The 13,795-nt window shown below is 63.5% G+C and carries 12 protein-coding genes; 2 read left to right on the top strand and 10 right to left on the bottom strand.

The genetic code is table 11. From position 1 onward, the window contains the following. Window positions 1-68 precede the first annotated feature (68 nt). The 7 genes from CD175_RS03375 to CD175_RS03345 form a co-directional block, all read right to left on the bottom strand. Window positions 69-431, bottom strand: coding sequence for a Na+/H+ antiporter subunit G (locus CD175_RS03375; RefSeq protein WP_104447662.1), 363 nt, complete (start codon window positions 429-431; stop codon window positions 69-71). Beyond that, window positions 428-706 carry a K+/H+ antiporter subunit F gene (locus CD175_RS03370; RefSeq protein ID WP_007973773.1) on the bottom strand — a complete coding sequence of 93 codons (279 nt, stop codon included), beginning with the start codon at window positions 704-706 and terminating at the stop codon, window positions 428-430. The genes CD175_RS03375 and CD175_RS03370 overlap by 4 nt, the downstream gene beginning before the upstream one ends. Then, window positions 703-1,191 (bottom strand): Na+/H+ antiporter subunit E, encoded by a 489-nt coding sequence (locus CD175_RS03365; RefSeq protein WP_104447661.1) that lies wholly within the window; start codon window positions 1,189-1,191, stop codon window positions 703-705. The genes CD175_RS03370 and CD175_RS03365 overlap by 4 nt, the downstream gene beginning before the upstream one ends. Then, window positions 1,188-2,873, bottom strand: a complete 1,686-nt coding sequence (locus tag CD175_RS03360) for a monovalent cation/H+ antiporter subunit D (RefSeq protein WP_104447660.1) — start codon at window positions 2,871-2,873, stop codon at window positions 1,188-1,190. The genes CD175_RS03365 and CD175_RS03360 overlap by 4 nt, the downstream gene beginning before the upstream one ends. Next, entirely contained in the window at window positions 2,870-3,214 is a 345-nt protein-coding gene (locus CD175_RS03355) for a Na+/H+ antiporter subunit C (protein WP_007973781.1), read from the bottom strand. Before CD175_RS03355 ends, CD175_RS03360 begins: the two co-directional genes overlap by 4 nt. Further along, window positions 3,214-6,132 (bottom strand): monovalent cation/H+ antiporter subunit A, encoded by a 2,919-nt coding sequence (locus CD175_RS03350; protein ID WP_104447659.1) that lies wholly within the window; start codon window positions 6,130-6,132, stop codon window positions 3,214-3,216. The genes CD175_RS03355 and CD175_RS03350 overlap by 1 nt, the downstream gene beginning before the upstream one ends. A 208-nt stretch (window positions 6,133-6,340) precedes the next feature. Next, window positions 6,341-7,345, bottom strand: a complete 1,005-nt coding sequence (locus CD175_RS03345; RefSeq protein ID WP_104447658.1) for a DMT family transporter — start codon at window positions 7,343-7,345, stop codon at window positions 6,341-6,343. 15 nt (window positions 7,346-7,360) lie between these two features. Here CD175_RS03345 and CD175_RS03340 point away from each other — a divergent pair, with 15 nt between their 5' ends. Next, window positions 7,361-7,924: a helix-turn-helix domain-containing protein gene (locus CD175_RS03340; protein WP_104447657.1), complete on the top strand. Its 564-nt coding sequence runs from the start codon at window positions 7,361-7,363 to the stop codon at window positions 7,922-7,924. A 14-nt stretch (window positions 7,925-7,938) separates the two neighbouring features. Continuing rightward, window positions 7,939-9,345: an FAD/NAD(P)-binding protein gene (locus tag CD175_RS03335; protein WP_104447656.1), complete on the top strand. Its 1,407-nt coding sequence runs from the start codon at window positions 7,939-7,941 to the stop codon at window positions 9,343-9,345. A gap of 171 nt (window positions 9,346-9,516) precedes the next feature. Here the strand turns inward: CD175_RS03335 and CD175_RS03330 are convergent, their stop codons facing one another. Genes CD175_RS03330 through CD175_RS03320 form a run of 3 tightly spaced genes read right to left on the bottom strand, consistent with a single transcriptional unit; the run spans window position 9,517 to window position 13,769 of the window. Next, entirely contained in the window at window positions 9,517-10,968 is a 1,452-nt protein-coding gene (locus tag CD175_RS03330; protein WP_104447655.1) for a curlin, read from the bottom strand. A gap of 29 nt (window positions 10,969-10,997) precedes the next feature. After that, entirely contained in the window at window positions 10,998-11,459 is a 462-nt protein-coding gene (locus tag CD175_RS03325) for a curlin (protein ID WP_104447654.1), read from the bottom strand. Between the two features lie 60 nt (window positions 11,460-11,519). Further along, the gene (locus tag CD175_RS03320) at window positions 11,520-13,769 is read right to left on the bottom strand and encodes an Ig-like domain-containing protein (protein WP_104447653.1); all 2,250 of its coding nucleotides are present in this window, start codon (window positions 13,767-13,769) and stop codon (window positions 11,520-11,522) included. Window positions 13,770-13,795 lie beyond the last annotated feature (26 nt).

Raw genomic sequence — 13,795 nt, 5'->3', positions numbered from 1 at the left:
TATGAAGATCAATTGTAGGAGCGAGCCTGCTCGTGATGGCGACAGACCAGGCACCACAAATTTTCGCCCTAACTGCCACTCTCCGTACGCCGACTACTCACCTCAGCCGGCACATCATCCCCGGCCATGCGTTTGCGAAACAGCGCCGCCCGGGCCAGCAGCAAGGTGGTCACCGGCACGGTAATCGCCAGCAGGATCGGAATCAGCCAGGCGTGCAAGACCGGCCCAGACTTGAGCGCCGAAAAATAGATGATCGAAGCCAGCGCCACGCACCAGGCCCCGAGTGTCGAGGCCAGGGCCGGTGGGTGCATGCGCTGGAAGTAATCCTGCATGCGCAGCAGGCCCGTGGCGCCGATCAAGGCAAACAGGCTGCCGAGCACCAGCAGGATCGCCACCGGGATTTCCACCCACAACGACAAGGGCGTATTCATTCGATCACCTCACCACGCAGCAGGAATTTCGCCAGGGCGAACGAGCCGACGAAACCGAACAGGGCGATCAGCAGCGCCGCCTCGAAGTAGGTGTCACTGGCATAACGAATACCCAGCGTCAGCATCATCAGCATTGCGACGATGTACAGGTAGTCCAGCGCCAGGACCCGGTCCTGGGCCGACGGCCCTTTGAACAGGCGGATCAGGGTCAGGATCATCGCCAGGGAAAACAGGAACAGGCTCAGCAGGATCGCGTTCGCCAGCAAGGGGCTCATTCGAAGATCTCCATCAACGGACGCTCGTAGGTCACCTTGAAGTGCTGGATGAACAGCGCCTCGTCGTCCAGGTCGAAGACGTGCAACAGCAGAATGCTGCGGTCCAGCGCCAGCTCCGACCAGACCGTACCGGGCACCACCGTGGTGATCATCGACAGCGCGGCCAGGCCATTGGCGTCGCGCAAGTCCAGCGGCACCTTGATGAATTGCGAGCGGGGCGGACGGCGACCGGCATTGAGCACGCCCCAGGCCACGGCGAGGTTGGACACCAGTACATCGCGCCCGACCAGCAGGACCAGACGCAGGATCACCCCCGGACGACGAATGCGCACCGGCAGCGGACGCAGCCTGCGCATCATCAGCGGCGCGCAGAACCCCAGCGCCGCACCCAGCAGCAGATTGCCGGGGCTGGTCGACAGGTTCAGCAACAGCCACAGCAGGCACAAGGCCAGCGACAGCACGGGTGCGGGAAACAGACGCTTCATGGTTGCACCTCCTGCGGGGTCGCCTTGGCCGTGGGGTTCGGTACGACGCGGGTGTCGAGCACTGCCATCACGTATTGCTGCGGGTTGTACAAGGCATCGGCGGCGGCCTGGGTGTAGCGCAGCAGCGGATCGGCCTTGAAGGTCAGCGCAATGCTCAAGCCCAGCAGTGCGAAGATCGGCACGCATTCCAGGCGTCGCAGCAGGGGCGATGGTCGTTCCGCCGGCGTCCAGAAGCGCTGGATGCCCAGGCGCGAGAACGCGACCAGCGACGCCAGCCCCGACACAATCAACAACACCAGCAGGCCCCACGCGGCATTGGAAATCGGTGTGTCGCCGCTGTTGCCCAGGCCCAGCGGATTGAGCAGTGCGCCGATCAACCCGAGTTTGCCGATAAACCCGGAGAGCGGCGGCATGCCGATGATCAGCAAGGCGCAGGCGATGAAGCTCAGGCCGAGAAACGCCATGGTCCACGGGATCACCTGGCCGACCACGGCTTTCTGGTCGTCGTCGAGGTTGGTGCCTTTGGGAGGATGCAGGGATTCCAGGGGGCGGGGCAGCAGTTCGGCTTCATCTTCGAGCTGTATCTCGTTGGCCGAGCGCGAACGCTCGATCAGTTCGGCCAGCAGGAACAGCGCGCTCAACGCCAGGGTCGAGCTGAACAGATAGAACAGCGCTGCGCCCACCAGGTTCGGCTGGGCGAAACCGATGGTCGACAACAGAATGCCCGCCGACACCAGAATGCTCAGGCTGGCCATGCGCTCCAGGCGTTGCGCGGCGAGGATCGCAAGGGCGGCGCAGACGATGGTCGCTATGCCGCCGTAGATCAGCCACTCCCCGCCAAAGAACGCCGATGCCCCGGCCTGGGCGGAGAACAGCAGCGTCCACAGGCGCAGCAAGGTGTAGACGCCGACCTTGGTCATGATCGCGAACATCGCCGCCACCGGCGCACTGGCCGAGGAATAGGCCGGCACCAGCCAGAAGTTCAACGGCCACATGCCGGCCTTGGCCAGAAACGCGACGGCCAGGATCCCCGCGCCGGCGTGCAGCAAGCCCCGGTCGGCTTCGGACACCAGCGGGATTTTTACCGCCAGATCGGCCATGTTCAGCGTGCCGGTCACCCCATAGATCAGCGCCGCGCCAATCAGGAACAGCGACGAGGCCAGCAGGTTGATCGAGATGTAATGCAGCCCCGACGACACCCGCGCCCGGCCCGAGCCGTGGAGCATCAACCCGTAGGACGCGGCCAGCAACACCTCGAAGAATACGAACAGGTTGAACAGGTCCGCGGTGAGGAATGCGCCGTAAAGCCCCATCAACTGGATCTGGAACAGTGCGTGGAAACTCGAACCGGCGCTGTCCCAGCGGGCCATGGCGAACAGCAGGGCACTGACGCCGATGATGCCGGTCAGCACCAGCATCAGCGCCGAAAGGCGATCGACCACCAGCACCAGGCCGAACGGCACTTGCCAGTTGCTCGGCAGGTACACACCGATGGAGCCTGGCACGCCGGTGGTTTGCGTCCATTGCAACAACGCCACGGCAATGCCCAGCCCGAGCAGGCTGGAGAACAGATTGATCCTGGCCTTGAGCGGCCGGTGCTTCTCGCCGAGCATCAGCATGATCGCGGCCGTCAGCAACGGCAGCAGAATGGGCGCGACGATCAGGTGGGTCATCGCCATCATTCCCTGGGCTCCCGGCCATCCACATGGTCGGTGCCGGTCAGGCCCCGGGACGCCAGCAGCACCACCAGGAACAGCGCGGTCATGGCGAAGCTGATGACGATCGCCGTCAGTACCAGCGCTTGCGGCAACGGGTCGGTGTAGTGCAACAGATCCTGCGGCACGCCGTCCTTGATGATCGGTTCCTTGCCGATGAACAGGCTGCCCATGCTGAAAATGAACAGATTGACGCCGTAGGACAGCAGGCACAGGCCCATGACCACCTGGAACGTCCGTGGGCGCAGGATCAGCCACACGCCGGACGCGGCCAGGACGCCGATGGCGATTGCGATGACTTCTTCCATCAGACGGCTCCCTTGGCGGCAACGGATTTAGGCTGGGCAGCGGTTTTGTGACCACGCACCGATTGGTGGGCGAGGGCGGTGAGGATCAACAGGGTCGAGCCGACCACCACGCCGTATACGCCGATGTCGAAGAACAGGGCGCTGGCCAGGTGAATGTCGCCCAGCAGCGGCAACGAAAAATGCCAGGTGTGGGTGGTCAGGAACGGGTAGCCGACCAGCATCGCACCCAGGCCGGTGGCCGTGGCAAACAGCAGTCCCGTGCCCATCCAGCGCAGCGGTCGCAGGCTCATTTGCGCCTCGACCCACTGCGTGCCGGCGACCATGTATTGCAGGATGAACGCCACCGACATCACCAGCCCGGCGACAAAACCGCCGCCCGGTTGATTGTGCCCGCGCATGAACAGGTAGAACGACACCACCAGCGCCACTGGCAACAGCAGGCGCACCAGCACCGCCGGCACCATCATGAAGCCGAGCGCGGTGTCGCTGGCGTGACGCGGGTTGACCAGGTCGGTGACCACATCCGGTGCGAGCAAGCGTTGCTGGGCCGGCAATTGCAGGCTTTCTTTCGGCGGACGGAAGCGGCGCAGCAGGGCGTAGACGGTCAGGGCCACGGCCACCAGTACGGTGATTTCACCGAGGGTGTCGAAACCTCGGAAGTCCACCAGCATCACGTTGACCACGTTGCTGCCGCCGCCTTCGGGCAAGGCGCGACTCAGGTAGAAGGAAGAAATGTCGTTGGGGGTCTGGCGCGTCAGCATGGCGTAGGCCAGCAACGCCATGCCGACACCGACCAGGGTCGACAGCAGTAAGTCGCGGATCCGCCGCACCCGCGCGCGACGCAGGCTGCCCGGCAACGGCGAGACTTCTTCGATCCGTCGTGGCAGCCAGCGCAGGCCCAGCAGTATCAGCACCGTGGTCACCACTTCGACCGCCAGTTGGGTCAGGGCCAGGTCCGGCGCCGAGAACCAGACGAAGGTGACGCAGGTCATCAGGCCGCAGACGCTGACCATGGTCAGGGCCGCCAGACGGTGATACTTGGCTTGATAGGCCGCGCCAAGGGCACAGGCGATGGCCAGCAACCACAGGGTGACGAAGACGATCGACCCGGGGATCTTCGGCCGGTCGCCCCAGTGCAGGCTGCTGTGCAGCATGGGAATCAAGCCGGCCAGCACGGCGGCGAGCACCACCAGGAACAACTGCATTTGCAGGCGCCGGGTGCCCATCCGCGGCTCCAGGCGACGGGCCAGGCGCAGGCTGGCGACCAGTGCCCATTCGAACAGGTGCTTGCCGTCCAGGCGACCAATGACGGGCGGGCGGTTGAAGCGTCCGCGCTTGAATTGATTGCGCAGCAGCAGGTAGAGCAGGGTGCCGCAGGACAAGGCGATCAGGCTCATGATCATCGGCGCGTTCAGGCCGTGCCAGATCGCCAGGCTGTACTCGGGCAGGGTGCCGCCCACCACCGGTTGCGCCGCCGCCGCGAGCAGCGGGCCGACCACCTGGGCCGGGAAGATCCCCACCAGCAGGCAAGTGAACACCAGCAGCTCGACCGGCGCGCGCATCCAGCGCGGTGGCTCGTGGGGGGTGTGAGGCAGGTCGGTCGCGGGCGGACCGAAGAACACATCCACGGTGAAACGCAGGGAGTAAGCCACGCTGAAGGTACCGGCGATCGTTGCCACGATCGGCAAGCTCAGCTCGACCCAGCGCGTGGCATTGATGAACACGGTTTCGGCGAAGAACATCTCTTTGGAGAGGAAGCCGTTGAGCAACGGCACGCCGGCCATCGAGGCGCTGGCGACCATGGCCAGGGTGGCGGTAAACGGCATCAGCTTGTACAGGCCGCTGAGCTTGCGGATATCGCGGGTGCCGCTTTCATGGTCGATGATGCCCGCGGCCATGAACAACGAGGCCTTGAACGTCGCGTGGTTGAGGATGTGGAACACCGCGGCGACGGCGGCCAACGGGCTGTTCAGGCCGAGCAGCAGGGTGATCAGGCCGAGGTGGCTGATGGTCGAGTAGGCCAGCAGTCCCTTGAGGTCGTTCTGGAACATCGCGCAGTACGCCCCGAGCAACAGGGTGCAGGCACCGGCGCCGCTGACGATGTAGAACCATTCTTCACTGCCCGAAAGCGACGGCCATAGCCGCGCGAGCAGGAACACCCCGGCCTTGACCATGGTCGCCGAGTGCAGGTACGCCGACACGGGGGTCGGCGCGGCCATGGCGTGGGGCAGCCAGAAGTGGAAGGGGAATTGCGCGCTTTTGCTCAAGGCGCCGATCAGGATCAGGGGCAACAGGATGGGGTAGAGGGCATGGGCACGAATCAGGTCGCCGGCGGCCAGGACCTTGTCCAGGTCATAGCTGCCGACCACATGGCCGAGCAGCATGACCCCCGCCAGCAGGCACAAACCGCCTGCACCGGTCACCATCAGCGCCATGTAGGCACCGCGCCGGGCATCGGCGCGATGGTGCCAGTAGCCGATCAGCAGGAACGAGAAGAGGCTGGTCAGCTCCCAGAAAAACACGATCTGGATCAGGTTGCCGGAGATCACCAGCCCCAGCATGGCGCCCATGAAGGCCAGGAAAAATGCGAAGAAGCGCGGCACCGGATCGTTCGGCGACATGTAGTAGCGGGCGTACAGCGACACCAGGGTGCCGATGCCCAGCACCAGCATCGAGAACAGCCAGGCGAAACCGTCCATGCGCAGGACGAAATTCAGGCCCAGGCTGGGCAGCCAGGAAAACTCTTCGCGAATCACGCCGCCATGGGCGATCTGCGGGTACAGGAATGCGACCTGGATGCTGCCGATCAGGGCGATCAGGCCAGCCAGCAGGGATTCGGCGTTACGGGCATTGTGCGGCAACACGGCCGCCAAACAGCTGCCTATGAATGGCAGAAGCAGTAGAACTATCAGGGACATAGGCTTCTAATCTGCGGAAGTTTGTGAAGCATCATACGTGCCAGCTCCCGGATCGCCAAACGCCAAGCTGTCGCAGAATCCTACACGGTAGACGGAAAAACCCTGATTCACATTGTTTCGTCGGAGGCAAAAAAAGATCGCAGCCTGCGGCAGCTCCTACGGAACAACGCGTTCCCCTGTAGGAGCTGCCGCAGGCTGCGATCTTTTTTTAGTTGCCGCTTTCGCTTCCCAGCCCCTCATCAACCTCGACTACCTTCGCCTTGGTCTTCAACTCACTGACAATCACCGCCGCGACAATCAACCCGGCCCCGACCAGGGCAATCGCCGGCAGGCGTTCCCCGGCGATGCGCCCGACAATCCCGGCCCATACCGGCTCGCCGGCATAGATCAGCGTGGCGCGGGTCGGTGACACGCTTTTCTGTGCCCAGTTCATCGCCACCTGAATCGCCGCACTCGCTGCCCCGAGGCCCAGTGCGCTGCACAGCAGCAGCCAGGAGAAATCCGGAATCGCCTCGTTGGTCGGCACCACCATCAGGAACGACAACACCGACGTGACCGCCAGTTGCACCACCGTTACCCGGCGCACATCGACCTGGCCGGCATAGGTGCTGATCAGGATGATCTCGGCCGCAATGGCCACGGCGCTGATCAAGGTGGCGATTTCACCGGGGCTGAAGTTGAACGACGCACCGGCCGGCCCGGACAACAGCATCAGCCCGGTAAAGGCCAGCATGATGCCGATGCTCGGCATCAACCCCGGACGCCGCCCCAGCACCAGCCATTGCAGCAATGGCACGAACGGAACATACAGCGCGGTAATGAATGCCGATTGGCTGCTGGGAATGCTTTGCAGGCCCACCGTCTGCAAGCCGTAGCCGAGCATGATCGCCACGCCGATGAACGACCCGGCCTTGAGTTCAAACAGGGTCAGGTCGCGCAGGTGACGCCAGGAGAATAGGGCGACGATGCTCGCGGCGGCGGCAAAGCGCAGGCCGACGAAAAACATCGGGCCGCTGACGGTCATCGCATGCTGGACCAGCAGGAAGGTTCCGCCCCAGACCATCGTGATCAGCACCAGCACGCATTCGGCCTTGCTAAACCTTGTGAAACGGGAGGAAGCCTTTGGGGAATTCACCGACGTCATGACCTTGCACGCTACTGGAGGGAGACGCACAATGCGCCGAATGTTGCGCAGTATACTGCCCAACCCCACTCAGTGAGCAATATAGTGCACAAAGATTCTACCCAACGGGCTTCGGTCCTCCAGCATGTCAGCCAAAATGTTCGTCGTTTGCGTCATGCCGCCGACCTGAGCCAGACCGCGCTGGCGGAAAAATCCGGTGTCAGCCGCCGAATGCTGGTGGCGATCGAGGCGGGGGAAAAGAATGTCAGCCTGACCACCCTCGACCGGGTGGCCGAAGCCCTCGACGTCGCCTTCAGTGATTTGATCCAGGCCCCCGATGCCCGCGACCCCAGCCGTATCAATGAGCTGGCCTGGACCGGCACGATTCCCGGCAGTAAGGCGGTGTTGCTTTCCAAGGCCAGCGCCAGCCGCGAAGTCGAGCAGTGGGAATGGTGCCTGCAACCGGGCGAGGTGTACCCCTCGGAGCCGGACGCCGATGGCTGGAGCGAACAGATTTATGTCTTCGCAGGTTGCCTGACCGTTATGCTCGGCGACCAGCCGCAGAATATTGCGGCGGGTGAATTCTTCATGTTCGCCAGCAACCAGCCGCACTGTTATCGCAATGACGGGACGGTAGCGGCGCGGTTTGTGCGTAATGTGGTGATCTGAACAGGGAGAGCAGGATGGGCCAGACCTTGAACAATGACGCCGAGGTCCTGATTGTCGGTGGCGGCCTCAGTGGCGCGATGCTGGCGGCGCAGTTGATGCGATTGCCGGGCCGGCGTCGGGTGCTGGTGATCGAGCCCCGGGCCGAGTTGGGGCGGGGCGAAGCCTACAGCGCGGTGGAGTTGGGCCATACGCTCAACGGCAACGCGGCGCGCATGAGTGTCGACCCGGACAACCCCGATGACCTGACCCAATGGCTCACCGACTACATTGCCGGTGGCGGCTGGCCGGAGTCGGACCAGCAGCACGTACCGATCAGCGAATTGTTTCCGCCTCGGGGAATCTTCGGCCTATACGCTCGGCAGCGCCTTGCAGAAGCGCAGGCGCTGGGCGCCTTGATCGGTTCGACGGTCGAGCATGTGCAGGCCGAGGTGGTTGATTTGCAAGTCGATGCAGACGCCGCGCGGTTGACCTTGAGCGACGGCCGATGCTTGCAGGGCGCTTTTGCGGTACTGGCCACGGGTATGTTCCCCGCCGCGCGCACGCCACAAACCCAATCCAGCGGCTTGAATGCGGCGGCCCTCGATCCGTGGGACGTGGCGGCGATGCAGCAGCTCGATGCGCAATCGACGGTCATGATCATCGGCTCGGGCCTGACCATGGTCGACGCCGTGGTATCCCTCGAACAGGCCGGACATCGCGGGCCGATCGAAGTGTTTTCCCGCCATGGTCTGCTGCCCCATGTGCGCCGTCAGCCACCGGCTTGGGTGGATTTTCTCGCCGAGGATCAGGACATCCGCACACCTCGCCAGTTGCTGCGCGAATTGCGTCGACACTGCCGGGACGCCATCGCCCAAGGCATCGACTGGCAGGCGCCACTGGACACGGTACGGGCACACATTGGCCGCTTGTGGCATCAGGCGACGGATGTGCAGCGTCGGCAGTTCGTACGGCATGTGCGGCCCTGGTGGGAAAGCCATCACCACCGCTCGCCACCCTTGAGTGCCGAACTGGTCGAGCGCTTGTATAAAGAAGGGCGGCTGCGTATTCACGCAGCGTCATACCAGGGCCTTGAGCCTTCGATCAATGGCGGGGTGAGCATCCGCCTTCGACGACGCGGCGAGGCGCAGGCCTGTGTGGTCAGCGGTGCTGCCCTGATCAACTCCAGCGGTATCGAATACGACTGGCGCCGGGTCGCGCGACCGTTGCCCCGGCAATTGCTCGCCCGTGGCCTGGTGCGACCCGGGCCGTTGGCCCTGGGCATTGCGGCAGAAGTCGATGGTGCGGTCCTGAACGCCGAGGGCCTGCCCGCCAGTCGTCTGTTTGCCATGGGCCCGCCGTTGCGCGGCATGTGGTGGGAAAGCACGGCCGTCACGGATGTGGCGAGCCAGGCGAAGGCGCTGGCCGAGCGACTGGTGCGCTAATACCGTCCATTCAACACACCGCGCCGGTAGGAGCTGCCGAAGGCTGCGATCTTTTGATCTTGATCTTCCGCGCCTTCGACATTGTCAAAAATCAAAATCAAAAGATCGCAGCCTTCGGCAGCTCCTACAGGGAAACACCGCGGGGTGTCAGGCTCCCCGCAGCCCCCCCAATTACTGCTGCACCACGGTGGCCTGGTTGGTCGAACCATACTGTTGCACGGTGGCTGTCTGGGTCATGCCGCTCTGGTCGATGTTGGCGATGTTTCCGGTGCCGCCCTGGGTCACGTACGCCACGTTCATGGTGTCGGCCTGTTTGACGGTGATCATGTTGTCGCTGCTGCCGGACAATTGCTGGGTGTACGCGCGGTTGCTGCTGCCGTCCTGATTGAACTCGGTGCTGTTGCCCGTACCCATTGTGCTGCCCATGGCCAGGTTGGTCTCGCCGCGCTGGTCGGAGATCAGGATGTTGTCGGTACCGTTCTGGTCGAAGTACAGCTCGTTATACACATTGTCCTGGCTGACGGTGGTTTTGTTGCCGGTACCGGTCTGGTTGGTGATCACGATATGGCCGGTGCCGTTCTGGGTGAAGTTGGCGACGTTGTCGTAGCCATTCTGGTTGATGGTCGCACGCTGGTTCTTGCCGAACTGGCCGCCGGTTTGCGGGCCTTTCCAGTTGCTGGCGTAGACCTTGTTGCCGTCGCCTGTGGTGGTGACATTGAGCACCTGGTCAGTGCCGTTTTGATAGGTGAAATGCACGTTGCTGTTGCCTTGTTGATACAGCGCCAGGGTCGAGTTGGCGGATTCGTACTGGTCGGCATAGATGGCATTGAGGTTGCCGACCTGCAGCACCGAAGCCACGTTGTTATCGCCAAAGCTCTGGTCGACTATGGTTTCGTTGGTGTTCCCGTATTGGTTGATGGTGGCCTGGCTGGTGACCTGTGTCTCTTGCCAGACTTCGGTGCCGTTGCCATTGCCGTACTGGTTGATGGTCAGGTTGCCGCCCTGGCCGTTGCGCTGGTCGCCATAGGCATAGTTGCCGTCGCCGTTCTGGTTGATGTCCATCCGGGCGCCGTTGTGCAACACCTGTTCGGCGGTGCCGTAGTTCTCGTTGCCGTGCTGGGTGACCGTCGCTTTATTGTCGATGCCCACCTCCGTCTGTTCGACGTTGGCTTCGTTGTTGTCACCGAACTGGAAGGTCTTGGCCGACGCGCCGTCCTGGCTGCTCTGGTAGATGAGCGAGAAGTTGCCGTTACCTTCCTGTTGCTGCAAGGCCTCGCTGCTACCCACACCGATTGACTGGCTGGCATGGGTGTTGTTGTACGTGCCGGACTGCAGCTGATGGATGGTGCTGCCGTCTTCGGACAGCTGCTCGGCATAACCGGCGTTGTACTGGCCGGACTGTTGCTGGTCGATGGTGCTGGTGGCGGTGTCCTGCACCGCTGCGGCATCGTTGCCCAGACCGTGTTGCTGTTGATTGGCGCTACTGAGCGGAGCCGCGATCTGCTTCACGTCGGCGATGTTGGCGGTGCCGTCCTGAAACTGGTTGGAAATGCTGTCTTCAGCCATGGCCTGGGCACTGACCATGACGAAGATCGCGGCGGTGAGGGGCGTCAATTTGAACATGATTGAATCTCCATATCGGGTGCAGTGCTTTAGCGATATTGTTTGACCGAAACGCTCATGCCGTTCCCGGACTGGTTCACGGCGCTTTGCAGCCCCGTGCCGGCCTGGTCGATGCTGGCGCTGTTGTCATTGCCGTTCTGCGAGATCTGCGCACGGTTGTGGCTGCCTGTCTGGGTAATCGAGGCATCGTTACCGGAGCCTTGCTGATTGATCATTGCCATCAAGTCGCTTCCTTGTTGCAGGATGTAAGCCTCCTGATTGCTTCCCGCCTGGACGATGGTGCCGAGCAACGACTGACCGTTCTGTTGCAGCATCGCGACGTTGGCCTGGCCGTTCTGGTCGATCAGCGCGTGCTGACCTGTGGGTGGTGGCAACTCACCAAGATCGCCACCGGGGCCGAGGTCATCGTTTTCCATCAGATCGTCGGCGTGCACGCCTGTAATGCCGCACAGCAGAAGCAGGCAGAGCAGGGTGGCAGTCGAAGTTTTCATGGACCTGTCCTTAGGTTTGAAGCCGGCCCCATCAACCAGCGTGGCTGATGGGGCGCGGGCTCAGTTGGCGATCACCGGCACCGAACGCACGGAGCCTTGGGACGAGGTGATCGTGGCAGTCGGGTTCGCCGACGGAACCACGGTGGTGGTGTTGTTCACCGTCAACTTCCAGCGTCCATTCACCGGTACGGAGGTGGTGCCCAGGGTGACCAGCCCGGCAGGGGTAGTGACCTTGACGGTGATGGTGTTGCCGGTGGTTACCGATGAGGTGCCGGCAAAGTCCCAGGTGAAGCGGTTGTTGGAGCGGGCGCTCACCGTTGCGGTGGTCACTGCGAAGGTTTCCGCAGCAGGCCGTGGCGAGACCTGCACCGTGACCGTGGCCGGCGTCGTCGACACGGCGCCGAAGCTGTCCCTGGCGAAGTAGGTGAAGCTCGTGGTGAAGGCCGTGGGGACGCTGGCCGGTGGCGTGTAGGTGAGCACCGTGCCGTTACTGCTGACGGTGCCGCGACCTGTCGGTGGTGGAGTGAAGCTGGCGACGGCCAGCGGCAGGTTGCCTTCCGGATCGGTGTCGTTGGCCAGCACGTTGATCGGGATCGCCACACCCAGGGTCGTGACGGCATCGGCGACTGCCACCGGAGGCCGGTTAGGCGCCACGGTAATGGTCACGGTTGCCGCCGTCGTCGAGGCCAGGCCTTTGACGTCCTGGGCCTTGTAGGTGAAGGTCGCGGTCAGCGGCGCGTTGACCACGGCGGGAGGGGTGTAGACCACCGCTGTGGTGCCGCTCAATGCCACGGTACCCTGGCCGGCGGCCGGTGGGGTCAGCGCGGTAATGCTCAGCGGTGTGTTGCCATCAGGGTCCCTGTCGTTGGCCAGCAGGTTGAGGGTGATCGGCACGCCGAAGCTGGTGCTGCCGGTATCGGCGACGGAGATCGGTGCTTGGTTGGCGCCGGTGTCCGGTGCAGTGCCGACGACGACAACCGGCTCGGTGTCACTGCCACCGGCGGCGGATTTCACCGTGACGGTTGCAGGTGGTTGGGCCAGGTCAGCCACCGTCAGGCGTTGCAGGGTGCCGGATTTCGTCAGCCGTCCGTAACCCTGGGCGACCATGTCCGGTACCGCCACTTCGTCTGTGGAGGTGGCCTCGATCAGCAGGCTGTGGTTGCTCCAGCTATACCGAGCGGTCTGGATTTTCACCACGTCCGAGAGCTTGCTCGACACCGCCGTCGGGCGGGTGGTGCCGGCCGGGTTGCTGGCGGTGACCACCACGACCGGCGGCACGGTGCCGTTGGCCAGCAGATGCTGGGCGAAGAACGTGCCGTTGTTATCGCTCACCATGTTGGTCTGGCAAGGCGTCTGTGGCGGGCCGGGCACCAGGGCGATGCTTTCGCGGAAGCACAGGGTCGAACCGTTGGCGGCTTTGGCGAACACTTCGACCCGGGTGTTGTTGCCCCCCGTGCCGGCGGTGCGCCGGTAGGTGGCACGGCTCATTTCCACCGCAGTTTGCGCGCGGCTGTCGAGCACCTTGCCGGCCACGGTGAAGAGGTTGGTCTGGATGGTCCCGGCCGGGCCCTGGATGCGTACGAAGTTGGTGTTGTTGGGGCTGCCGGTCACAGCCTCGGTGAGGTTCGGGTCGCCGATGAAGGTTTCGATGGCGCCGGAGTCGGGGTTCACCGCGGTGTAGGGACCGCTGACGCTGCGCAGGAACGGCCCGATCGCGCCGTTGACCGCACCGGTGAACACCCCTGGCGCACCGATGCCGACGTCCCGGGTGATGTTGATCGCGCGGCGGCCCGGGCTGGTGACGTTGACCGTTTCCACACCATAGGGGTGGGTAATGGTGTAGGTCCCGGCAGTGGGAATGTTTATCCGCATGCGAATCCGCGCGAAGCTGATCTGGTCGCCGTCGAGCGGGTTGCCGCCGGCAAAGGCAGCCTCGATCCCGGCGACATAAGCGTCCATGCCATAGCCGGCGGCGTTGTTGGGGATGGTGGTCTCGGCCAGATACCAGAAGGCTTCGTCCGGCCAGTTATCCGGGAAGACCATCGGCTGGGTGTCGTCGAAAATGCCGGGTGTTGGCAGCAGGGTGCACATGTACGCCGGTGGCACACTGGCAGCGACCCGTGTGCTGACGGCGCGGGACTGGCACAGCTCCATCGACAGCAGATTCTTGTCCTGATACCAGATCGGGAATTTCCCGGTGGCAAAGGTGTAAGGGCCGGGATCGACGGCGGCGAGTTGCGCGAAAGCACTGCCGGACAGCGATAGAGTCAGTCCCAGGGCGTTGACCGCCAGGCGTGGCCATTTGTTCATGATGCCTCCTGATGAGGATCTGGGCA

Source organism: Pseudomonas laurylsulfatiphila, assembly GCF_002934665.1.
GTDB classification, from domain to species: Bacteria; Pseudomonadota; Gammaproteobacteria; order Pseudomonadales; family Pseudomonadaceae; genus Aquipseudomonas; species Aquipseudomonas laurylsulfatiphila.
The sequence above is the reverse complement of the archived record's forward strand: the minus strand, read 5'-3'. Positions and strand labels throughout refer to the sequence as shown.

Bases quoted from the DNA above. Each gene is read 5' to 3' on its own strand.
- CD175_RS03335 (WP_104447656.1), top strand. From the start codon at position 7,939: ATGGGCCAGACCTTGAACAATGACGCCGAGGTCCTGATTGTCGGTGGC.
- CD175_RS03365 (WP_104447661.1), bottom strand. From the start codon at position 1,191: ATGAAGCGTCTGTTTCCCGCACCCGTGCTGTCGCTGGCCTTGTGCCTG.
- CD175_RS03325 (WP_104447654.1), bottom strand. From the start codon at position 11,459: ATGAAAACTTCGACTGCCACCCTGCTCTGCCTGCTTCTGCTGTGCGGC.
- CD175_RS03370 (WP_007973773.1), bottom strand. From the start codon at position 706: ATGAGCCCCTTGCTGGCGAACGCGATCCTGCTGAGCCTGTTCCTGTTT.
- CD175_RS03375 (WP_104447662.1), bottom strand. From the start codon at position 431: ATGAATACGCCCTTGTCGTTGTGGGTGGAAATCCCGGTGGCGATCCTG.
- CD175_RS03320 (WP_104447653.1), bottom strand. From the start codon at position 13,769: ATGAACAAATGGCCACGCCTGGCGGTCAACGCCCTGGGACTGACTCTA.
- CD175_RS03330 (WP_104447655.1), bottom strand. From the start codon at position 10,968: ATGTTCAAATTGACGCCCCTCACCGCCGCGATCTTCGTCATGGTCAGT.
- CD175_RS03355 (WP_007973781.1), bottom strand. From the start codon at position 3,214: ATGGAAGAAGTCATCGCAATCGCCATCGGCGTCCTGGCCGCGTCCGGC.
- CD175_RS03350 (WP_104447659.1), bottom strand. From the start codon at position 6,132: ATGTCCCTGATAGTTCTACTGCTTCTGCCATTCATAGGCAGCTGTTTG.
- CD175_RS03360 (WP_104447660.1), bottom strand. From the start codon at position 2,873: ATGATGGCGATGACCCACCTGATCGTCGCGCCCATTCTGCTGCCGTTG.